20 protein-coding genes and 2 pseudogenes are annotated in these 17,452 nt (G+C 72.9%); 8 read left to right on the top strand and 14 right to left on the bottom strand.

What is annotated here, in order from left to right:
* Positions 1 to 88: 88 nt before the first annotated feature.
* The 3 genes from ACGFX4_RS28580 to ACGFX4_RS28570 all read right to left on the bottom strand — a co-directional run bounded on the left by ACGFX4_RS28580 (position 89) and on the right by ACGFX4_RS28570 (position 3,092).
* On the bottom strand, positions 89 to 481 hold the full coding sequence (locus ACGFX4_RS28580; RefSeq protein WP_393080161.1) for a hypothetical protein: 393 nt from the start codon (positions 479 to 481) through the stop codon (positions 89 to 91).
* A gap of 143 nt (positions 482 to 624) precedes the next feature.
* Positions 625 to 1,899 carry a hypothetical protein gene (locus ACGFX4_RS28575; RefSeq protein ID WP_393080158.1) on the bottom strand — a complete coding sequence of 425 codons (1,275 nt, stop codon included), beginning with the start codon at positions 1,897 to 1,899 and terminating at the stop codon, positions 625 to 627.
* A 338-nt stretch (positions 1,900 to 2,237) separates the two neighbouring features.
* Positions 2,238 to 3,092 (bottom strand): patatin-like phospholipase family protein, encoded by an 855-nt coding sequence (locus ACGFX4_RS28570; RefSeq protein WP_393080155.1) that lies wholly within the window; start codon positions 3,090 to 3,092, stop codon positions 2,238 to 2,240.
* A 103-nt stretch (positions 3,093 to 3,195) separates the two neighbouring features.
* Here ACGFX4_RS28570 and ACGFX4_RS28565 point away from each other — a divergent pair, with 103 nt between their 5' ends.
* Positions 3,196 to 3,879 (top strand): TetR/AcrR family transcriptional regulator, encoded by a 684-nt coding sequence (locus tag ACGFX4_RS28565; protein ID WP_393080152.1) that lies wholly within the window; start codon positions 3,196 to 3,198, stop codon positions 3,877 to 3,879.
* Positions 3,880 to 3,933: 54 nt separating this feature from the next.
* Here ACGFX4_RS28565 and ACGFX4_RS28560 read toward each other — a convergent pair whose 3' ends face one another.
* Positions 3,934 to 4,143, bottom strand: coding sequence for a cold-shock protein (locus tag ACGFX4_RS28560; protein ID WP_393080149.1), 210 nt, complete (start codon positions 4,141 to 4,143; stop codon positions 3,934 to 3,936).
* A gap of 317 nt (positions 4,144 to 4,460) precedes the next feature.
* On the opposite strand from ACGFX4_RS28560, the gene ACGFX4_RS28555 reads away from it, so the two are divergent.
* Entirely contained in the window at positions 4,461 to 5,657 is a 1,197-nt protein-coding gene (locus ACGFX4_RS28555; RefSeq protein WP_393080147.1) for a nitrate/nitrite transporter, read from the top strand.
* 143 nt (positions 5,658 to 5,800) lie between these two features.
* Positions 5,801 to 7,201, top strand: coding sequence for an NAD(P)/FAD-dependent oxidoreductase (locus tag ACGFX4_RS28550; protein WP_393080145.1), 1,401 nt, complete (start codon positions 5,801 to 5,803; stop codon positions 7,199 to 7,201).
* Between the two features lie 28 nt (positions 7,202 to 7,229).
* Here the strand turns inward: ACGFX4_RS28550 and ACGFX4_RS28545 are convergent, their stop codons facing one another.
* Both ACGFX4_RS28545 and ACGFX4_RS28540 read right to left on the bottom strand, forming a co-directional pair.
* Positions 7,230 to 7,658 carry a VOC family protein gene (locus ACGFX4_RS28545; RefSeq protein WP_393080142.1) on the bottom strand — a complete coding sequence of 143 codons (429 nt, stop codon included), beginning with the start codon at positions 7,656 to 7,658 and terminating at the stop codon, positions 7,230 to 7,232.
* Between the two features lie 207 nt (positions 7,659 to 7,865).
* Positions 7,866 to 8,606 carry a hypothetical protein gene (locus tag ACGFX4_RS28540; protein ID WP_393080140.1) on the bottom strand — a complete coding sequence of 247 codons (741 nt, stop codon included), beginning with the start codon at positions 8,604 to 8,606 and terminating at the stop codon, positions 7,866 to 7,868.
* Positions 8,607 to 8,754: 148 nt separating this feature from the next.
* On the opposite strand from ACGFX4_RS28540, the gene ACGFX4_RS28535 reads away from it, so the two are divergent.
* The 3 genes from ACGFX4_RS28535 (at position 8,755) to ACGFX4_RS28525 (ending at position 11,256) form a co-directional block, all read left to right on the top strand.
* Positions 8,755 to 9,942: a CopD family protein gene (locus ACGFX4_RS28535; RefSeq protein WP_393080137.1), complete on the top strand. Its 1,188-nt coding sequence runs from the start codon at positions 8,755 to 8,757 to the stop codon at positions 9,940 to 9,942.
* 136 nt (positions 9,943 to 10,078) lie between these two features.
* Positions 10,079 to 10,663 carry a TetR family transcriptional regulator gene (locus ACGFX4_RS28530; protein ID WP_393080134.1) on the top strand — a complete coding sequence of 195 codons (585 nt, stop codon included), beginning with the start codon at positions 10,079 to 10,081 and terminating at the stop codon, positions 10,661 to 10,663.
* Complete coding sequence (locus ACGFX4_RS28525) at positions 10,660 to 11,256, top strand: hypothetical protein (RefSeq protein WP_393080131.1); 597 nt, start codon at positions 10,660 to 10,662, stop codon at positions 11,254 to 11,256. The genes ACGFX4_RS28530 and ACGFX4_RS28525 overlap by 4 nt, the downstream gene beginning before the upstream one ends.
* A gap of 43 nt (positions 11,257 to 11,299) precedes the next feature.
* Here the strand turns inward: ACGFX4_RS28525 and ACGFX4_RS28520 are convergent, their stop codons facing one another.
* The 5 genes and pseudogenes from ACGFX4_RS28520 to ACGFX4_RS28500 form a co-directional block, all read right to left on the bottom strand.
* Positions 11,300 to 12,109: a hypothetical protein gene (locus tag ACGFX4_RS28520; protein ID WP_393080128.1), complete on the bottom strand. Its 810-nt coding sequence runs from the start codon at positions 12,107 to 12,109 to the stop codon at positions 11,300 to 11,302.
* Positions 12,110 to 12,429: 320 nt separating this feature from the next.
* Complete coding sequence (locus ACGFX4_RS28515; RefSeq protein WP_393080126.1) at positions 12,430 to 12,756, bottom strand: hypothetical protein; 327 nt, start codon at positions 12,754 to 12,756, stop codon at positions 12,430 to 12,432.
* Between the two features lie 364 nt (positions 12,757 to 13,120).
* Entirely contained in the window at positions 13,121 to 13,423 is a 303-nt protein-coding gene (locus tag ACGFX4_RS28510) for a DUF6404 family protein (RefSeq protein ID WP_393080123.1), read from the bottom strand.
* 249 nt (positions 13,424 to 13,672) lie between these two features.
* Positions 13,673 to 13,975, bottom strand: a pseudogene (locus ACGFX4_RS28505) (transposase); the annotation flags it as partial.
* A 73-nt stretch (positions 13,976 to 14,048) separates the two neighbouring features.
* Complete coding sequence (locus ACGFX4_RS28500) at positions 14,049 to 15,302, bottom strand: DNA/RNA non-specific endonuclease (protein ID WP_393080120.1); 1,254 nt, start codon at positions 15,300 to 15,302, stop codon at positions 14,049 to 14,051.
* A 152-nt stretch (positions 15,303 to 15,454) separates the two neighbouring features.
* Here ACGFX4_RS28500 and ACGFX4_RS28495 point away from each other — a divergent pair, with 152 nt between their 5' ends.
* Positions 15,455 to 15,679, top strand: a complete 225-nt coding sequence (locus tag ACGFX4_RS28495; protein WP_393080118.1) for a hypothetical protein — start codon at positions 15,455 to 15,457, stop codon at positions 15,677 to 15,679.
* A 129-nt stretch (positions 15,680 to 15,808) separates the two neighbouring features.
* Entirely contained in the window at positions 15,809 to 15,970 is a 162-nt protein-coding gene (locus ACGFX4_RS28490; protein WP_393080115.1) for a hypothetical protein, read from the top strand.
* 44 nt (positions 15,971 to 16,014) lie between these two features.
* On the opposite strand, the gene ACGFX4_RS28485 is transcribed toward ACGFX4_RS28490, so the two are convergent.
* From ACGFX4_RS28485 to ACGFX4_RS28475, 3 genes and pseudogenes are all read right to left on the bottom strand, one after another.
* Positions 16,015 to 16,689 (bottom strand): hypothetical protein, encoded by a 675-nt coding sequence (locus ACGFX4_RS28485; protein WP_393080112.1) that lies wholly within the window; start codon positions 16,687 to 16,689, stop codon positions 16,015 to 16,017.
* Between the two features lie 86 nt (positions 16,690 to 16,775).
* Positions 16,776 to 16,967: pseudogene (locus ACGFX4_RS28480) on the bottom strand (DNA polymerase); the annotation flags it as partial.
* A gap of 209 nt (positions 16,968 to 17,176) precedes the next feature.
* Positions 17,177 to 17,425 carry a hypothetical protein gene (locus ACGFX4_RS28475; RefSeq protein ID WP_393080109.1) on the bottom strand — a complete coding sequence of 83 codons (249 nt, stop codon included), beginning with the start codon at positions 17,423 to 17,425 and terminating at the stop codon, positions 17,177 to 17,179.
* Between the last annotated feature and the right edge of the window lie 27 nt (positions 17,426 to 17,452).

Raw genomic sequence — 17,452 nt, 5'->3', positions numbered from 1 at the left:
CCCCGGCCCCGCCCCCCCCCCCCCCCCCCCCCCCCCCCCCCCCCCCCCCCCCCCCCCCCCCCCCCCCCCCCCCCGGCGGGCGCAGCCGTCAGCGGGCCTGGACCGTCAGCACGGCCACGTCGGACAGGCCGGACGGCGCGGCCTTGCCGGTCACCTCCCAGTGCCCGGGCGAGGCTTCCGCGAACCCGCGCAGCACCAGCGTCGCGGTGCTGTTGGAACAGCGCTGCGCGCCCAGGACACCGCTCCGGCCCGTCCCCACGTCGCGCCAGCGGAACTCCACCGTGTCGGCGGACCCGCAGCCGTAGAAGCTGACCGTCAGGTCCCGGCCCACCGTGAAGGTCTCCGGCAGGACCGTCACGTCGACGCTTCTGCCACTGGCGGTGCTGCTGGGCGTACTGGTGCTCGTACTGCGGTTCCGCTTCTTCTTCTTGCCCCCGCCGGTCCCGCACGCCGCCAGCGTCATCACCAGCAGTACGGCCACCGCGGCAGCCAAAGGTCGCCTGACCATCCGATCCCCCCGAAGTCGTGTCAGAGCCACGAGGATGTCAGGTGGTCAATGCGAATGCCAATCGGAGGTGACCGCCGCCCGCGCCGGCCGTGACCTGGGCGGCGGTCGTTAATCCGTCAATTGCCCACCCGGAAGCCGTACTTGTCGGCAAGCTTCTGCAGCGAGGCCCGGCCGGGGTGGCCGTCCGCGGCCCTGCCCTCGTACCCGAGGACATGCTGCCAGTCCGAGTAGGCCTTGAGCGTCAGGGTGCCCCAGGAGCCGTCGACGTACGCGTTGTCGAGCAGGCCCTCGCCCGCCAGCCCCTTCTCCACCAGCAGGACCTGCGTCCAGTACGGCGAGCGGTGTCCGGTCGGCGCGGGGACGTCGGCGGCGATGGCGTGCTCCAGCTGCCCGAGGTAGACCCACGGCCGCGGGTCGACGCCGCTCTGCGGCGCGTCGGGCGGCTGCGCGAGTTCGGTGTACGCGGCGGAGGTCCGGCCGCCCCAGCGGGGGTCTGCGGAGAGCCGGCCCTCCGGGAACGGCGGGCAGCCGTAGCCGTACACCCGGACGCCGCGGCGCGGGATCGGACCGCGCAGGTAGACGCCGTCACCCTGGCTGGAGCCGGTCAGGTTGGTGTTGCCGCCGACCGTCCAGATGTTGTCCGCGTCGAACTTGTACACCCGCTCGATGTGGCTGCCGCCCGCGCCCCACTCCTCGTCGGCGGTGCCGTAGAACACCTCGGCGCCGACCATCGGGTACTCCGACCACCAGCCCTTGTCGTGGAAGTAGCGCACCCCGTCCGGGCAGAAGATCGACAGCAGGCAGTAGTCCTCCAGCCCGGCCTTCCAGGTCCCCCAGGACTGGAAGGTGTAGCACCAGGCCTTGTTCTGCCAGCTGCCCGGGACCTTCCCCGCCTCGATCAGCTCCTGGGCGTACTTGGTGTAGTTGTTCTCCCCCTCGCGGTAGCCGTTCTCCCCCATCAGCAGCTCCAGGCAGCCCCGGATCCGGGAGCCGGTCGCCCCCGTCGCCGGCGGCTGCCCGTCGTGCGGCTCGCCGAGGGCGCCGTCCAGGTACTGCTTGTACGCGCCGCCGGTGTACGTCGACCACGGCGACCAGCCGCCGGCGTCCTGCTGGATCGCCCGGGCGGCCTTCGCGTTGTACTGCGGGTCGGCGAGCGAGGACTCGATCCGCAGGTTGTCGGGGTAGCCGTACTCCTGCGGTCTGCGCAGCGAGCGGATCTGGAACAGGCCGATGCTCGGGCCCCAGGTGTTGTTCACCAGGGTGGTGTCCCCGACGGCGTCCGGTCGGCCGCCGGACTCCGCCATCGCGACCGCCCCGGCGATGCGGATGTCGTCACCGCCGAAGCCGGCGTCCTTCGCCAGGTCACAGAGTTGGGAAAATGTCAGCGCCATCGTCATTGCACCCCTTCCGCTGACGAACCGTTTCCCATGGTCCGCCCGGCTCCGACACCTCGCATCCCACCGCGACGGACTGCGGCAGGAGCGGCGCCGGGCGCTCGTCCGGCCTCCGCGGCACGGGCTCACCGCGCGTGACCCTCCCGAGAGTCGGCCGGCCCCGCGGGCCCGGGTCGCGCCGCCCCAGGACCCGGTCGGCCGGGGGATCGGTTGCCCGTAGCCGCACTTCGTCGGGCTCCGCTGTCACGCTCCGGTGTCCACCGGGCGGAAGGCCGAAGGGTCCGCGGTCCGGCAGGTCGGCACGCGGTTGCGGCACCACCCGCGGCTGTGGGGACTCAGTCGCAGCTGGTGCCGGTCGGCCAGGTGCGGCCGAGGGCGGCGGCGAGGGCCGCGCCCTGGCGGTGGCCGGCGCGGGCGGCGGCGGGGCGGCGGGCGTTGGCGGTGAGGTCGCGGCCCATCGCGCGGCGGGCCTGGTCGTCCGGGACGACCAGGGTGACGAACGCGCCGGCGGCGCGCAGCTCGGCGGCCTGCTGCCGGGCGTCGGGGTGCGGTCCGACGGCGGTGGGGACTGGGGCGACGGCCAGCACCTGGCGGTGGCCGGCGGCGAGTTGGAGGTTGGCGGTGGCGCGGGTGCCGCCGTCGATCCAGCGCCGGCCGAGGGCGGTGGCGGGCGGCCAGACCAGGGGGACGGCGCAGCTGGCGGCGACCGCGTCGGCGAGTGGGAGGCCGGAGTGCGCGTCGAAGGCCTCGACCTGTCCGCTGTCCGCGTCGACGGCGGCGATCCGCAGGGTGCGGTCCGGCCAGGCGGTGGCGTCGCGCAGCAGGGTGCGGACGGTGGCGTGGAGGTCGTGGGCGGGGTCGGTGCGCGCGTCGAGGGCGGCGCGGGCGAGCCGGGTGACGGAGCGTTCGGGGTCGCGGGTGGCGAGCGCCGCCCACAGGTAGCGGACGGTCTGAGCCGCGGTGACGCCGAGCTCGACCCGGTCGAGGTCGGCGAGTTGACGGTCGTACAGCTCGGCCGGTGTCTCGCCGGCCAGCAGCCGGGAGCCGAAGACCGCACCGGCGGAGGTGCCGATGACGGTGTCGGCGGCGGCCGGGTCGACCCCGCCGTCGGCGAGGCCGGCGAGGACGCCGGTGAGCCACGCCCCGCCGACCGGTCCGCCGCCGCCCAGGACCAGTGCCGTGCCGTCCATGTTCCCCACTCCCCCTTCAAAACGGGGAGCACTCCCCGTTTCATCTCCGTGCGAGGATAGCAGCCGAACCGGGGAGTACTCCCCGCTCGACCGAGGGAGTGGCATGGGCAGCATCACCCGATCCGGCACCGACGGGACAGCAGCGCCGCTGCGGCGCGACGCCCGGCGCAGCCGGGAGCTGCTGCTCGACGCGGCCCGGCAGGTCTTCGCCGACCGCGGCCTGGACGCGCCGCTCGACGTGATCGCCCGCCGCGCGGGCGTCGGCAACGCCACCCTGTACCGGCACTTCCCCACCCGGGCCGCCCTGGTCGACGCCGTCTTCGGCGACCTGCTCGCCGCCACCGGGGCCGCCGGCGAACGGGCCCGCGCCGCCGAGGACGCCTGGCAGGGGCTCACCGACTACCTGCAGCACGTCTTCGCGACACTGGCCGCCGACCGCGGCACCAACGACCTGATGACCACGCACCTCCCGGACAGCGCCGCCCTGCAGGCCGTCCACGAGCACAACCGGCAGACCGTCGACCTGCTCCTCGGCCGCGGCCGCGACCAGGGCAGCGTCCGCGCCGACCTCACCACCGAGGACCTGCTGCTCGCCCTCGCCGCCCTCGGCCGCACCGTCCCGGCCCTCGCCGGCGCCGTCGGCCCCGACGCCTGGCGCCGCCCGCTCGCCCTGTTCCTCGACGGCCTGCGCCCCTCCCCCGCGCACCCGCCGCTGCCCGCCCCGGCCCTCACCTCCGAGCAGCTCGCCGGCGTCCTCCACCACCTGGGCCCGCACCGCGCCGGCTGACAGCCGGATGCCCGGCCACCCCGGGAGGCGGGGTGGCCGGGCATCGCGCGGAGGCTAGGAGAGCGGGACGACCTGCTCCGCCTGCGGACCCTTCGGCCCCTGGGTGACGTCGAACTCGACGCGCTGGTTCTCCTCCAGGCCGCGGTAGCCCGAGGTCTGGATGGCGCTGAAGTGGACGAACACGTCCGGGCCTCCGGCGTCAGGGGCGATGAAGCCGAATCCCTTCTCCGCGTTGAACCACTTCACAGTTCCCTGCTGCGGCATGCTGACGTCCTCATCTCCGGTCAGGCCGACGGTCGGCGTACGCGGTCGGCCCGTCCGATCCCGGACGTCCGGCCGCGCACACATCCTGGCAGCGAGGAGGCCGAAGACCCGCTCGCCACTCCGACCCCGGCCGGGTCCGCGATGCGATCACCGCACCCGCCTGCGTCCGACCGCCCCACCGGCGCAGGCCCCGGGCGTGCTTTCCGCTGCTCCGTTCGAATGAGACCACCCGGACGGCCGTGCGGCGCCGCGGGGATCGACGGGGATTCGCTGCTGTGATGGGGCGGTCGTACCGGTGGACGGAGAGGAAGCACGTAGTGAGTGCCGCAGAGGAGCGGGTGTCGCCGACCGCGTACGTGGACCTGGTGACCGCCACGGTCGGGTTCACCCTCACCTTCTGGGCGTGGAACCTGATCGCACCGCTGGCCGGCGAGTTCGACAAGACGCTGCACATGTCCTCGTTCGAGCAGTCCCTGCTGGTGGCGGTGCCGGTGCTGGTCGGTTCGCTCGGCCGGGTGCCGGTCGGCGCGCTGACCGACCGGTACGGCGCCCGGCTGATGTTCCCGCTGATCTCGGGGCTGACCATCGTCCCGGTGCTGCTGCTGATCCCGGCCCGCGACTCGTACGGGGCGCTGCTCGCCGTCGGCTTCCTGCTGGGCCTCGGCGGCACGACCTTCGCGATCGGCGTGCCGCTGGTGAACTCGTGGTTCCCGCCGCACAAGCGCGGCCTGGGCGTCGGCGTGTTCGGCATGGGCATGGGCGGCGTGGCCCTGTCCGGGTACTTCACCCCGCGGATGTGGAAGCACGACCACAACCTGCCGTTCCTGGTCCTCGCGGGGGCGCTGGCGGTGTACGTGGTGATCGCCCTGCTGTTCATCCGCGACCGCCCGGACCGGGTGGTACCGACCTCCCCGCTCACCGAGCGCCTCGCCCGGGCCGGGCGGCTGCGGGTGACCTGGGAGCTCTCGGCGCTGTACGCGATCGGCTTCGGCGGGATCGTGGCGTTCGGCGTCTACCTCCCGACGTACCTCAAGACCTGGTACCACCTGTCGGCGACCGACGCCGGCACCAAGGCCGCCGGCTTCGCGCTGATGACCGTGATCTTCCGACCGATCGGCGGCTGGCTGTCGGACCGGATCCACCCGGCGGTGGTCACCGCCTGGGCCCTGGCGCTGACCGCGCTGTTCGCCATCGTCCAGGCCTTCGACCCGGACCTCAGCCCGGTCGGCACGATCGCCTTCCTGCTGATGGCGGTCGGCCTCGGCACCACCAGCGGAGCGGTGTTCGCGCTGGTCGCCCAGGTCACCCCGGTCGCCCAGGTGGGCAGCGTGACCGGCATCGTGGGCGCGATCGGCGGACTCGGCGGCTTCGTGCCCCCGCTGGTGATGGGCGCGATCTACAGCGCGCAGGGCAGCTACTCGATCGGCTTCATGCTCCTCTCCGACCTGGCGCTCGCGGGCTGCGTCTACGCGGCGGTCCGAATGCGCACCATCCGCCCCGGCGAAACCGCCTGACCCCGGCCGCACAGGCTCCGGAACGGGTGACGGAGTGTCGGGAACGGTGCCACGGGCCTGACACCCTGGGCATTGCCGCAGGTCGGGGCCGCCGCATAGCGTGCCCGCACCGAGCAACGCCCACCGACGGAAGCAGCTCCGACGTGACCACGCCCACCACCGTCAACGGCGGTGTCTCCCACTGGCACACCGCCCTCGGCGCCCCCGCGCCGCGCCCCGCCCTCGACGGCCCCACCGAGGTGGACGTCGCCGTCGTCGGCGGCGGCTACACCGGACTGTGGACGGCGTACTACCTCAAGCGGGCCGAGCCCTCGCTGCGGATCGCCGTGCTGGAGCAGCGCTTCTGCGGCTACGGCGCCTCCGGCCGCAACGGCGGCTGGCTGTACAACGGCTTCGCCGGCCGCTCCGCCTTCGCCCGGCGGTACGGCAGGGCCCGGGCGGTCGCGCTGCAACGGGCGATGACCGCCTCGGTGGACGAGGTGCTGCGGGTCTGCGCGGCGGAGGGCATCGACGCGGACCAGGTGAAGGGCGGTGTCCTGGAGGTCGCCCGCACCCCCGCCCAGGTGGAGCGCCTGGACGCCTTCGTCGCGGCCGAGCACGCCTACGGCGAGACCGAGGTGCAGCGGCTCACCGCCGCCGAGGCCGCCCGGCGGATCGCCGTCGACGGCGCCCTCGGCGCGAGCTGGACGCCGCACGGCGCCCGGCTGCAGCCGGTCAAGCTGGTCCGCGGCCTCGCCGACGCGGCCGAGCGGCTCGGCGTCGAGCTGTACGAGCGGACCGCGGTCACCGCCGTCCACCCGGCCGCAGGCACGGCCCCGGCGCGGGCCGTCACCGAGCACGGCACCGTCTCGGCGCGGTACGTGCTGCGCTGCACCGAGGGGTTCACCGCCGGGCTGCCCGGCGAGAAGCGCTCCTGGCTGCCGATGAACTCCTCGATGATCGTCACCGCCCCGCTGCCCGCCTCCTTCTGGGAGTCGGCCGGCTGGGCCGGGCGCGAGACGCTCGGCGACTTCGCGCACGCCTACATGTACGCGCAGCGCACCGCGGACGACCGGATCGCGATCGGCGGGCGCGGCGTGCCGTACCGCTTCGGCTCGCGCACCGACAACGACGGCTCGACCGCGCCGAGGACGGTCGAGCAGCTGACCGGGATCCTCACCCGGTTCTTCCCCGCGGCACGCGGCGTCGCGGTGGAGCACGCCTGGTCCGGCGTGCTCGGGGTGCCCCGCGACTGGTGCAGCACGGTGGCGCTGGACCGCGCCTCCGGTCTCGGCTGGGCGGGCGGCTACGTCGGCAGCGGCGTGACCACCACCAACCTCGCCGCCCGCACCCTGCGCGACCTGGTCCTCGGCGAGCACACCGAACTGACCGCCCTGCCCTGGGTCGACCACCGCGTCCGCAAGTGGGAGCCCGAGCCGCTGCGCTGGCTCGGCGTCCACGGCCTCTACGCCGCCTACCACCTCGCCGACGCCCAGGAACGCGCCGGCCGGCCCCGCACCTCCCCCGTCGCCCGCCTCGCCGACCTGGTCTCCGGTCGCCACTGACCACCCGTCGGGCGGCCTCGTACACCGCCTACGGGCGGACGTACGGCCGGGTCATCACCTCCAGGTTGTGGCCGTCCGGGTCCGCGAAGTACGCGCCGCGTCCGCCGAACAGGCCGTTCACCCGGCCGGGTTCGGTGTGGGCGGGATCGGCGAAGTAGGTGACCCCGACCGCCTCCAGGCGGGCAATCACCGCGTCGAACCGCTCCTCGGGGACGAGGAAGGCGTAGTGCTGCGACTGGATCGGCTCGTCCCGCTTCTCGTAGTAGTCGAGCGTCACGCCGTTGCCGAGGTCGACGGGCAGGAACGGCCCGAACGGCGCGCCGACCTCCAGGCCGAGGACCACGGCCAGGAACTCGGCGGACAGGTACCGGTCGCTCGCGTACACGGCGGTGTGGTTCAACTGCACGCCGGCCGTAGGCGACCCGGCCGCGTGCGGGTACTGCTGGTGGAAGGACATTGCTGGTGACTCTCCGGTCGTCGGATCCGCTGGAACGGGGGCGCCGGAATGCGGGCGCCGGGAGCGAGGACGCGGAGGAGACGGCGGGCCACGGGCCCGCCCCGGGCTCATGCCGAGGCCGGGAACCCCACTCGTGCGTGGCCCAAGGCCGACCCGGCAGTCACCCGGCCGACCCTAGACGACCACCCCCGCCCCCGACAACGCGGTTCACCGCCCGTCACCCTCCCGCGCGGCGAGCCACCGGGCCCGCCGCCCGACCGGAGGGCGCCGCACGAATCCCGGCGGCAGCAGGCCGAGCCGGCCGGCCGGCAGCTCCGCCCACCGCGCGATGTTGCCGGTCGGCCAGGCCAGCAGCGCGTCCAGGTGCTCCGGCCAACCGGGCCGCCGCAGCAGGGCGTTCAGCCGATCGAGGGCCGCGGCCCGGCCGTCCGGCGGCCAGTCGAGGCCCGCGGCCTCCCCGTCCGGGTCGGCGAGGTACGCCGCCAGCTCGAAGACCGACCGGTACCGGTCGGTGGTCGGGGTCAGGCGGCTCACCTGCGCCGTGTAGTGGGCGAGCAGTTCCGGGGCGGTGTCGAGCGCCGCGAGGGTGACGCCCATGCCGTGGCAGGCCGTCATGGCCCGCAGCAGTCTGCCGGTCTGGTCGACGACCTCGCTGTCGGCGTGCGGGTCGGCGATCGCACGGTCGACGGAGGCCGCGACGACCGTCCCGGCGGCGAAGTACCCGGTGAAGTCGCCGAGGTCCGCCGCCCGGCGGCGCAGCCAGTGCAGCGCCACCGGGTCCGCCGGGCGGTCCGGCGAGGCGCGGGGGTCGCGGCCGTTGCCGGGGAACCAGGGGTACCGGGCGCGGGGGTCGGCGAGGCGGTTGAGCGCCTCGACGTACGCGATGCGGTCGATGCCGGTGGTCCGGTCGGCCAGCCGGATCAGGGCCTGCGTCCGGGGCGCGGTCACCGGAGGGTGTCGGACTCGATTCTCTTCATGCCGACGATCCTTCCACCGCCGTCGGCCCTACGACAAGAAGCTGATTCTGACGATCGATCGAGCATGACATAAGACACACATAAGGACAGGCTACCCTTCGTAAGGCTAGGCTGACCTTATGAGTCATCTGCTGTTGGCCGCGAAGACGGCCGGATACACCACGCCCGAAATCTGGCGGGTTCTCACCAAGACCGGCTACTTCATCGGCCTCAGCGGCGCCATTGGCAGCACCGTCACCTACGTCGCCACCGTGCGCCCCGCGCTGAGGTCCGCCGGTACGGGCGCCGCCGACGCCTCGGTGCTGCGCAGAAGATCGGCCACGTACCTGGCCTGGGCGGGCGTGGTCCTGCTGGTCGCCGGCTACTTCCAGCTCGCCGCGCGGGTGGCCCGCGCGGGCAAGGGCATGCCGTTCGGCGACGCCCTCGCGCCCGGGAAGATCTGGGACTACCTGCAGGCGCCCGCCGCGAAGGGCGCCTGGATCGCCCAGGGCACTCTCTACCTGGTGCAGAACATCGTCCTGGTGGTGACGGCCGCCGCGCTGATCAGCCTGTTCGTCCCGGCGGTGCGGCGCCACGTCGACCTGGTCGCGCTCGCCGCGCTTCCGGCCGCCCTCGCGGTCACCCTGATCGCCGGCATACCTGCCACCGCCCCGACCGACCTGGACCGCCGCCTGGACCCGGTCTTCGACCAGACCCACATCGTCTCCGGCACCGTCTGGCTCGGCGGCCTGGCCCTGCTGGTCGCCCTGGCGGGCACCCGCGGCCGGCTCGGCGAGGGCGCCGGCCTGCTGTGGGCCGACATCTGGCGCCGCTTCAGCCTCGTCGCGATGGTCTGCGTCGGCGCGGTCACGGTCTCCGGCCTGTGGCTCAGCTGGAAGCACGTCGGCGCCGTCTCGCAGCTGTGGACCACCGGCTACGGCGTCGCCCTGCTGGTGAAGGTCGCCCTGGTGCTGGGCCTCGTCGCGGCCGGCGGCTTCAACCAGTTCTGGCTGATGCCGCGGATCGCGCAGGCCCGCCGGGCCGACGACTCCGCCTCGCTGCTCCACCTGACGCTGCGGCACTTCCCGAAGGTGGTGTGGGGCGAGGTCGCCCTCGGTGTCGCGGTGCTGGTGGTCCTGCCGTTCCTCGCCGGCTCCGCCCGCACCGAGGCGGGCGACGCGAAGGCGGTCTCCTCCGGCAGCGTCTTCGCCGCGGGTGCCGCGCTGGCGATCGCGCTCGCCGCCTCCCTGTACGCGACCGCCAAGGCCTCCGACGCCCTCTCGCGTCGCCAGGCGCCGGCCGCCCCGGCCGCGCCCGCGACCGCCTGACCCGGCACCACCCTCGACCCGGCCGCAACGCTCCGCGCCCCGACCGCACCCGCGGTCGGGGCGCGGTGCGTTGCGGCCTTGACGCGGGGTCAGCCCGTCAGCCAAAGTAAGTAAACATTCACTTTGGAGGTGGACGTTGCCCAGGCCCAGCCAGAAGCCCGCCCTGCACGCCGCCGCGCTCGCCTGCTTCGCCGAGCGCGGGTACGACGCGACCCGCACCAAGCACATCGCCGAGCGCGCCGGGATGTCGGAGGCCGCGCTGTACCGGCACTACCCGTCCAAGGAGGCGATCGCCCGCGCCCTGTACGCCGAGACCGTCGAGGCGTACGTCCGCACGCTGCGCGAGGTGGCCGACGGCCCCGGCGGAGCGCTGGAGCGGCTGGCGGGGACGGTCCGCGCCATGCTCGGCGCCTACCGGGCGCAGCCGCACGCCTTCCTCTTCGCGCTGCACCGCACGGGCTCGCTGATGCCGGGCCTGCCGCCCGGCAGCGAGTACCCGCTGCACGTCGTCGAGGAGCTGATCGCCGAGGGCCAGCACGCCGGCGAGGTGCGCGAGGGCGCCCGGAACCTGCTCGCGGCCGTCTTCGCGGGCTGCATCCTGCAGCCCGTCCTGGTGTCCGACCTCGCCGCGCCCGGCGCCCTCGACCTGCTCGGCACCGACGCGCACGACCTGACCATCGAACAGGCGGCGCTGGCCGCCGTGAGGAGCGAGACCCGATGACCGCCACCGTGCGCACCGCGCTCCACACCCGTCCGGGCCGGGTCGCGTTCGCGGCGCTCGGCGCCTTCGCCGTCCTGATGGCCGCGATGTCGGTCGCGGCGACGCGCTTCCACGACACGTACGGCAGCGGCATCCTCAACCTGCTCGGCGCGCGCAACGCCGCCGAGCCCCGGACCGGTGGCTACTCCGCCGACACCGCGTACGCCTGGCTGACCGCGTTCGGGGCCGACGGCCGGCGGGACCACCTGTTGATCCTGCTGCTGGACCTGCCGCTGATCGCCGCCTTCACGCTGTTCACCGCGGCCACCCTGCGCTGGGCCACGCCCCGCGCCCGTTCCGGCCTGCGGTGGACGCTGCTCGCCGTCCCGCTCGCGGCGGCCGCGGCCAACCTGCTGGAGGACGCGGGCCTCACCGTCCTGCTGTCGGCCTTCCCCGTGCACCTGGACGGCCTCGCGGCTGCGGTCAGCGCCGTCAACGGCCTGAAGTCCGGGCTGTACTCCGCCTCCCTGCTGCTCGCCGTGGCGGCGGCCGCGGTCCGGGGCCTGGCCCTCGCCACCGGCCGCTGCCAGAGCCCGGGGCCGGCGACGGGCTGAGCCCGGCCGGGACGCGGCCGGGTCGTGCTGTCAGGTGGCGCTGTCAGGACGTCAGAAGCACCATGACCATCACGAAGTCGAGGCCCAGACCGATGCCCAGGCCGACCAGGGAACCGAACGCCTTCCCGATCGTGCGGAGCCCCGACCGGTGGACGACCGCGCGCCCGGGATCCCGTGGATCGTAGGCGACGCGGACGGTCCCGGCTCCGGCCGAGGCGTTCATCGCGCGGCCCACTCCCGCGGTGTCCGTGTAGACGTAACTCCCCTGGGCATCGGCAGCGTTCGCCTCGACGGTGATGCCATACCGCGACAGGTACCAGCCCCGGCAGGTCAACCACAGCGCCGCGAAGGAAACCGCGGTGATCGCCAGCGCGACGGGGCCGACCAGCAGGGTCGTGAAGGCCAGGACGACTCCGGCGGCTCCACCCTCCCGAATCCCGGTCGCCAGGGACAGGGCGACGATCAGCACACCGGCCGCGAGCACCCCCCACCGTATGCGGCGCTGCTGCCGCTCCCGCGGCGACTCGTCCAGGACGCGGGTGGCGACCAGGGCGGACCCGTCGACCACCGCCTCGCCCTCGGCTCGCTCCGGCAGCGACCGGTTCACCGCCTCCGCGAAGGCCGTCGCGGCCGCCTCGCTCACCCCGCCGACCCGGTGGAGCGCCGGCGCCGATCCGGGCGCCGCGGTCAGCTCCACCGCGACGGAACGGCCGTCCACCGTCACCCGCTCGACCGCCGCCAGGGGAATCCGCGACTCCTCCCGCGGAGTGGTCAGCAGCAGTGCGCCGTCGACGGAGCGGAGCACGACTCCCCGGCTCCCCTGCAGGACGGGTACGGACGAGGCGATCGACATGATCGCGATCGTAGAGGTGGGCGGACTCCCGGCGGAAGGCCGGCCGCACCGACCACGGCGCGAGCCCGGCCCGGGGTCGGCCTCATGCTCCACCAGGCACCGGCAAGAGAAGCGCCCTTGCCCGTCCGCGCCCAATCTGCAACCCCTTGATACCACAATCGGTCTACTCCACTGTGGTGCGCGCACTACCCGCACCGTCCTCCGACCACAGAGACTGACTGGCCGTCTCCTGACGGTCGCACCACAAACGCCCTATCGCTCTACCTCTTCACCACCGAACCGAGAGAAGGCCAGCAGCTCTACCAACGTAACGACGACCACTAACTAGCTGCTGCTGAATCTGACTCAGTTCGGCGCGCAGGTTTCGGCAGACGCCCTCCTTGGCTGATGGGAGTGCGCGGCCGGGCCTTGGACTTGCCGACGGGTTGCTCTGCACCCAGCGCCGCGAGTTCCTCCGGGCGCCAGCCCGCCCGCGTGGCATCGGCGTAGGCATTGCCGTAGGGAACGTCCGTCTCCGCGAGAAGCCGGCGCAGTCGCTCCCGTTCGACCAGGACGGTGGCGAGCGGTTCGATCGCCTTGTCACGCGCCTCCTGGATCTCCCGGACCTTTCGGAGGAAGTCTGCATCAGTCGAGATCATGGCCCGCATCGCAGGACCGTGCGGCAACAAACTATGTGAAGCGCAACGCTGGTTCAGTCGTCATCGCCGGAAGAGCTGAGGATAGGGACAGGCGTCCAGGGGCTCCGCAGGCCGGTCCGCCCAGTGCCACCAGATTTGACCCGCCGGGCACTTCCAGGCATGACGGCACACGCGCTGCTGGTCCTCGTCGCGGAAAGACATGACCAGGCCCAGGCTCCTCAGCGGTTGCCCACAGTCGGGGCAAGTCAGCAGCTCGGGAGTATGGTCCATGGCGCACAGGCTAGCCCATCCGATCCGGACTCCCGTTCGACCGGCACTCCTCAAGATCGGAACGACAACAGCCACTAACCCGACCTTTCACGCCCCGACTCTCTCAAGATCCGTCCCATATTCCCAGACGCTTGAGCCGACGTTGCCGGAGCCGCTCCGAGACGGCCGTGAGACCGAAGACAAGCCCCATGATCAGCCCGAACACCACAGCGAACAGAGGGTCGTCCGGCTCCTCCTCGCGCGACAGCAACAAGAAGAACAAGGTGAAGGGCACAGCGACACAGAAGCCGGTGCCGATCGGGTGCCGGGCAACCCATTTCTGGATCCGAGTCGGACGCCGCTGCCCACCCATGGACCGGTCCCACGCCCAAAACCCATCCGCCAGAGACCGCCGCCAGTTCGCCACCGCAGAAGGATATGACAGTCGATCGCTGCCCCCACCGAGAGCTCACCGCCGGGCAGCAGCCTGTTGGACACCGAGCTCAGGTAGTGACGTCATTTCTCGTGAACATCCACGAGCCTCAAGATCGCTAACTGCTGACCAAACAGGCAGACAAACGCTGCTGCTTGAAGTGAACGAAGCCAGATGGCCGACCGGCGGCAGCCTGAACCAGCCGCCGACGCAGCGCACTCCTCAACGCAGACCCGAAGGCCCCCAGTCCAGCTTCCCCGCACGGTGCAACTCGGTCAGCAGGACCTGGTGGAGCCGGTCCCACACCCCGGCCTCGTGCCAGTCCCGCAGCCGGCGCCAGCAGGTCATCCCGGAACCGAAGCCCAGCTCCTGCGGCAACCACTCCCACTGGATCCCGGTGTGCAGCACGAACAGGATCCCCTGCAGACAGCCGCGATCATCCAGCGGCAACCGGCCTGGATTTCGAGACCGCCGCTGCCTCACCGGCAGCAGCGGCTCGATCCGCGCCCAGAGATCGTCCGACACCACCCATGGCGGACCCTTCAACTTTCCCACGGATGGACCAACGAGCACACCGCCGAGGAGTCATGGCCGAACAACGGCTTTGTGTTAGCTCCTCTTACACGAAGTCCGCGGACGACCGGAAGTCGTGGGGCGAGGTGGGGAAGGAGTCGGAGAGGATCTCGGAGCGGACCTCGCCTGTGAGGGCGGCTGCGAGGAACTGGCTGAAGCCCATGTCCAGGTGCTCCCACCAGGGCCCTCGGGCCTCGTTGACCATGACGGTCCACTCGTCGGGGTCCTGGCCGGGCCGGGCGAGCCAGAAGAGGAACTCCCCGTTGTCGGTAGAAGCCCACGGGATGAGGCGGGCGCCGGTTCCGTCGAGCTCGGCGGGCTTCTCCTCGCCGCCGTCCCACAGCTCCTCGTAGGCCTCTGCGCGTTCCTCGTCCGCGTCGATCAGGTCGTAGAACTCGTTCGCACACCCCGGTTCGAGGACCCACAGGTAGGCGTCGACGTAGCCGCCGCCGTAGGTGTCGACGAACGCCTTGTAGTCGGCGGGCAGGTCGGTGCCGAGCTGGCGCCGCACGGAGTCCCAGTCCTTGGGCTCGACGCCGTCGGGGCGCGGGAGGAGGCGGCTGAGCTGTTCGAGGGCGTTGGTCATGGGGTCCGTCACTTCTTCTTGTTGCAGATGCTGAGGAGGTTCGTTCCGCTGCTCGAGCCCTTGGGCTGGAACTGGAATCCCTTGTTGCCGTAGGCCTCGATGGTCACGCCCTTGGGGAGGAGGTCGTTGCCCATCGTAGTGAGGGGTGACCCGGTAGTGGACGATCTCGCCGGCGTCGACCGCCTTGCGCACCTGGCCTTCGAGGTCGCGCATGATGGGCGTGTTGGCGTACTGGTGCATCGTCACGAAGTTGCGGGGGTCCTTGTTGGAGCCGCCGAGCTGCGCGCCGAGGAGGTGGGCGCGGTTGTAGCCCCTACCGGTGACCCAGCCGACCGGGTCGTACTGGGGGTTGGTCTTGCCGCCCATCATGCTGGAGTCGAGGATGGCGAAGACGCCCTTGGCGCGTCCGAGGTGGTCGGTGGGCTGGTAGGTGACGCGTCCGCCCCAGGTGACGTCGTTCTCGTCGACTGCGGCGAGGCCGAGCGGGTCGCTGACGCTGTGGGGGTTGGTGATGTAGGTGTCGGGGTTGGGGGCGGGGGCGAGCCCGAGCGGGTCGGGGCTGGTGTAGCGGGCGGTTTCGGGGTCGTAGTAGCGGTGGACGTTGTAGCGGAGGCGAGTCTCGGGGCCGGATGGCGCAGCTGAAGGTGACCACCGCGCCCTCCTCCCCGCGCAAGCGGGGGTCTGCCGAACCCGATCACGTTCATCCCGTCCCACACCCTCTCCTCCCCGCGCGAGCGAGGGTCTGCCGGGCACCGTCACGAGCTCGGCGCGCTACTCCTCCCCACGGAAGGGGGGTCTGCCGCCGAGTTGAGGTGGCCCCGGCGGCCAGGACGTCGCCGCCCAGGTCGTCTGCCGGGGCGGCACCCGTGTGGGGCCACCTCTTCCCGGTCGCCGGCGCCAAGCCGGTGCGGCAGATGACCCCAGGCCGCGCCCGAGCCCTCGCCGCCGCGATGAAGGCCCGAAAGACGTGCCCGATCTACCTGGTCACCTACGACTACTGCCTGCCGCTGGAGTCGATCGGTTCTTGCCTGCCGTGCAGCGAACTGTCCGACGACGAGCGCGAGCAGCTCGCCGCACTCACCAGCGCCTGACCGCCCGGGCCGTGACGCTGCCCACCACCGCGCCCCGCCCGCTGGCCCGCCAGGCCGGGGCGGCGGATCGCCGTGGTGTGCGGCGTCACGGCCCGGGCGGCATCGCCGAACTCGAACAAGGAGTTCTCCATGGCCGTGACCCGTACCATCACCGCTGCCGCCACCGGCGCGATCACCGCCGACCTGGCCCTGATGGGCTTCCACGGTCAGGTCTGTCTCTACCCCGCCCCCCCCTGGCCGGAGGACCCGACCACGGCCGAGCCCAGCCGGCGCGCCAACGCCCGCAGGTAGGGGTCCGTCCTCGACGAACCCGCCGCGCCGCCGCGGCGGGGAGGTCAGCCCCCGCCCGAGAAGCCGCCGGAGTTGGCGGAGGCCGAGCCGCCGCCGGTCCAGCCGGGCCCGCGCGACGGGCGGGCCCGGACGGTGCGTTCGGTGACCAGCTCGACCCGCACCCCGGCGGGGCCGAGCAGCGCGGTGAAGGCCCCGTACAGCCGCTGCGGCGAGGTGAGGGCGGGCGGGGTCCACTTCAGTTCGTCGCCGGCGAGGTCGAACCGGACGGTGAGCTGTTCGGTCGCCGGCTGCTGGTCTCCCGGGTAGGGCTCGGTGACTCGGTGCTCCAGCCGGATTCCGCGCAGCTGGGTGATCGGCTGCCAGGGGCCGGGGCGGGCGGCGCGGACCGTCCGGAACCGGGTGGGGGCCTGGGCTGGGGCGAATCGCAGCCGGCGGACCGTGGTGAGTTCTATCCACACGGTCAGCGGTGCTGCCAGCGCGGCTTCGACGGCGGCGATCCCGAGGACGATCTGTCCAACGGTCGCGGCGTCGGTGCCGGTCACCAGCGCGACGACGGCGACCGCCCCGGTGATGCCGCCGAGCACCAACGGCACCAGCAGCGACTTCGCGGCCCCGGTCAGGACGATCGGCACCACCCACGCGCGGGAGCCGCCGCCCTCGTGGAGGACGAGGTCGGTGGTGGAGTCTGGTCCGGGACGAAGCGGCGCACGATCAGCCATACCGCCACGGTAGAGCCGGACGCGACCGGCCGGAAGATGGCGGGCGAGCGGTAATTCCGGTTGCCCGAAACATACATGACGACAAGTCAGTTCGCGACGGCCTCCCAGTTGGCGCCGACGCCGACGGAGACCTCCAGCGGGTAGGCGCCGGCCATCTGCTCGCGGACGATCGCCTCGACCTGCGCACGCTCGTCGGGGGCCAGCTCCAGCACGATTTCGTCGTGCACCTGGAGCAGCATCCGGGAGGTGAGGCCGGCGGCGGTCAGCGCCTCGTCGACCGCCCCTCGGCACCAGCCGAGCGGGCGGCGGTGCGCTCCGGAGCGCGGCGCCGGCCGCCCGGCCGGACCGCGACAGGAGGACGCCTTGACCACCGACACCAAGCAGCCCGCCACGACCGCCCACGAGCCGTTCGCCCACCCCGACCGTCCGTTTCGTCAGGACAGCTTCCTGCAGGCCGAGTCCGACTGGACCCTGGCCGGCATCGCGCTCAACGAGCGCAGCCTCGCCTGCTACGCGGACGCCCCCGGGCCGACGAGGCAGGCGCATCGCCGAGAAGCTCACCGCCGACGAGGCGGCGCGGGTCGATGCCTTCCTCGCGGCCGGCATCCCGGACACCGACCGCCTGGACGCCATCGCCGCCGGCCAGGCTGTCACCGGCGAGGACCAGGATTGGCTGATCGCCCAGCTGCGGCCGGCCTGGGACCGCCTGGGCCGCCTGCACGACTGCCTCGACCACTCCGGCAGCCTCCTGAGCAACACCTAC

It is taken from the genome of Kitasatospora sp. NPDC048365 (genome assembly GCF_043200835.1).
GTDB lineage: Bacteria > Actinomycetota > Actinomycetes > Streptomycetales > Streptomycetaceae > Kitasatospora > Kitasatospora terrestris.
The sequence above is the reverse complement of the archived record's forward strand: the minus strand, read 5'-3'. Positions and strand labels throughout refer to the sequence as shown.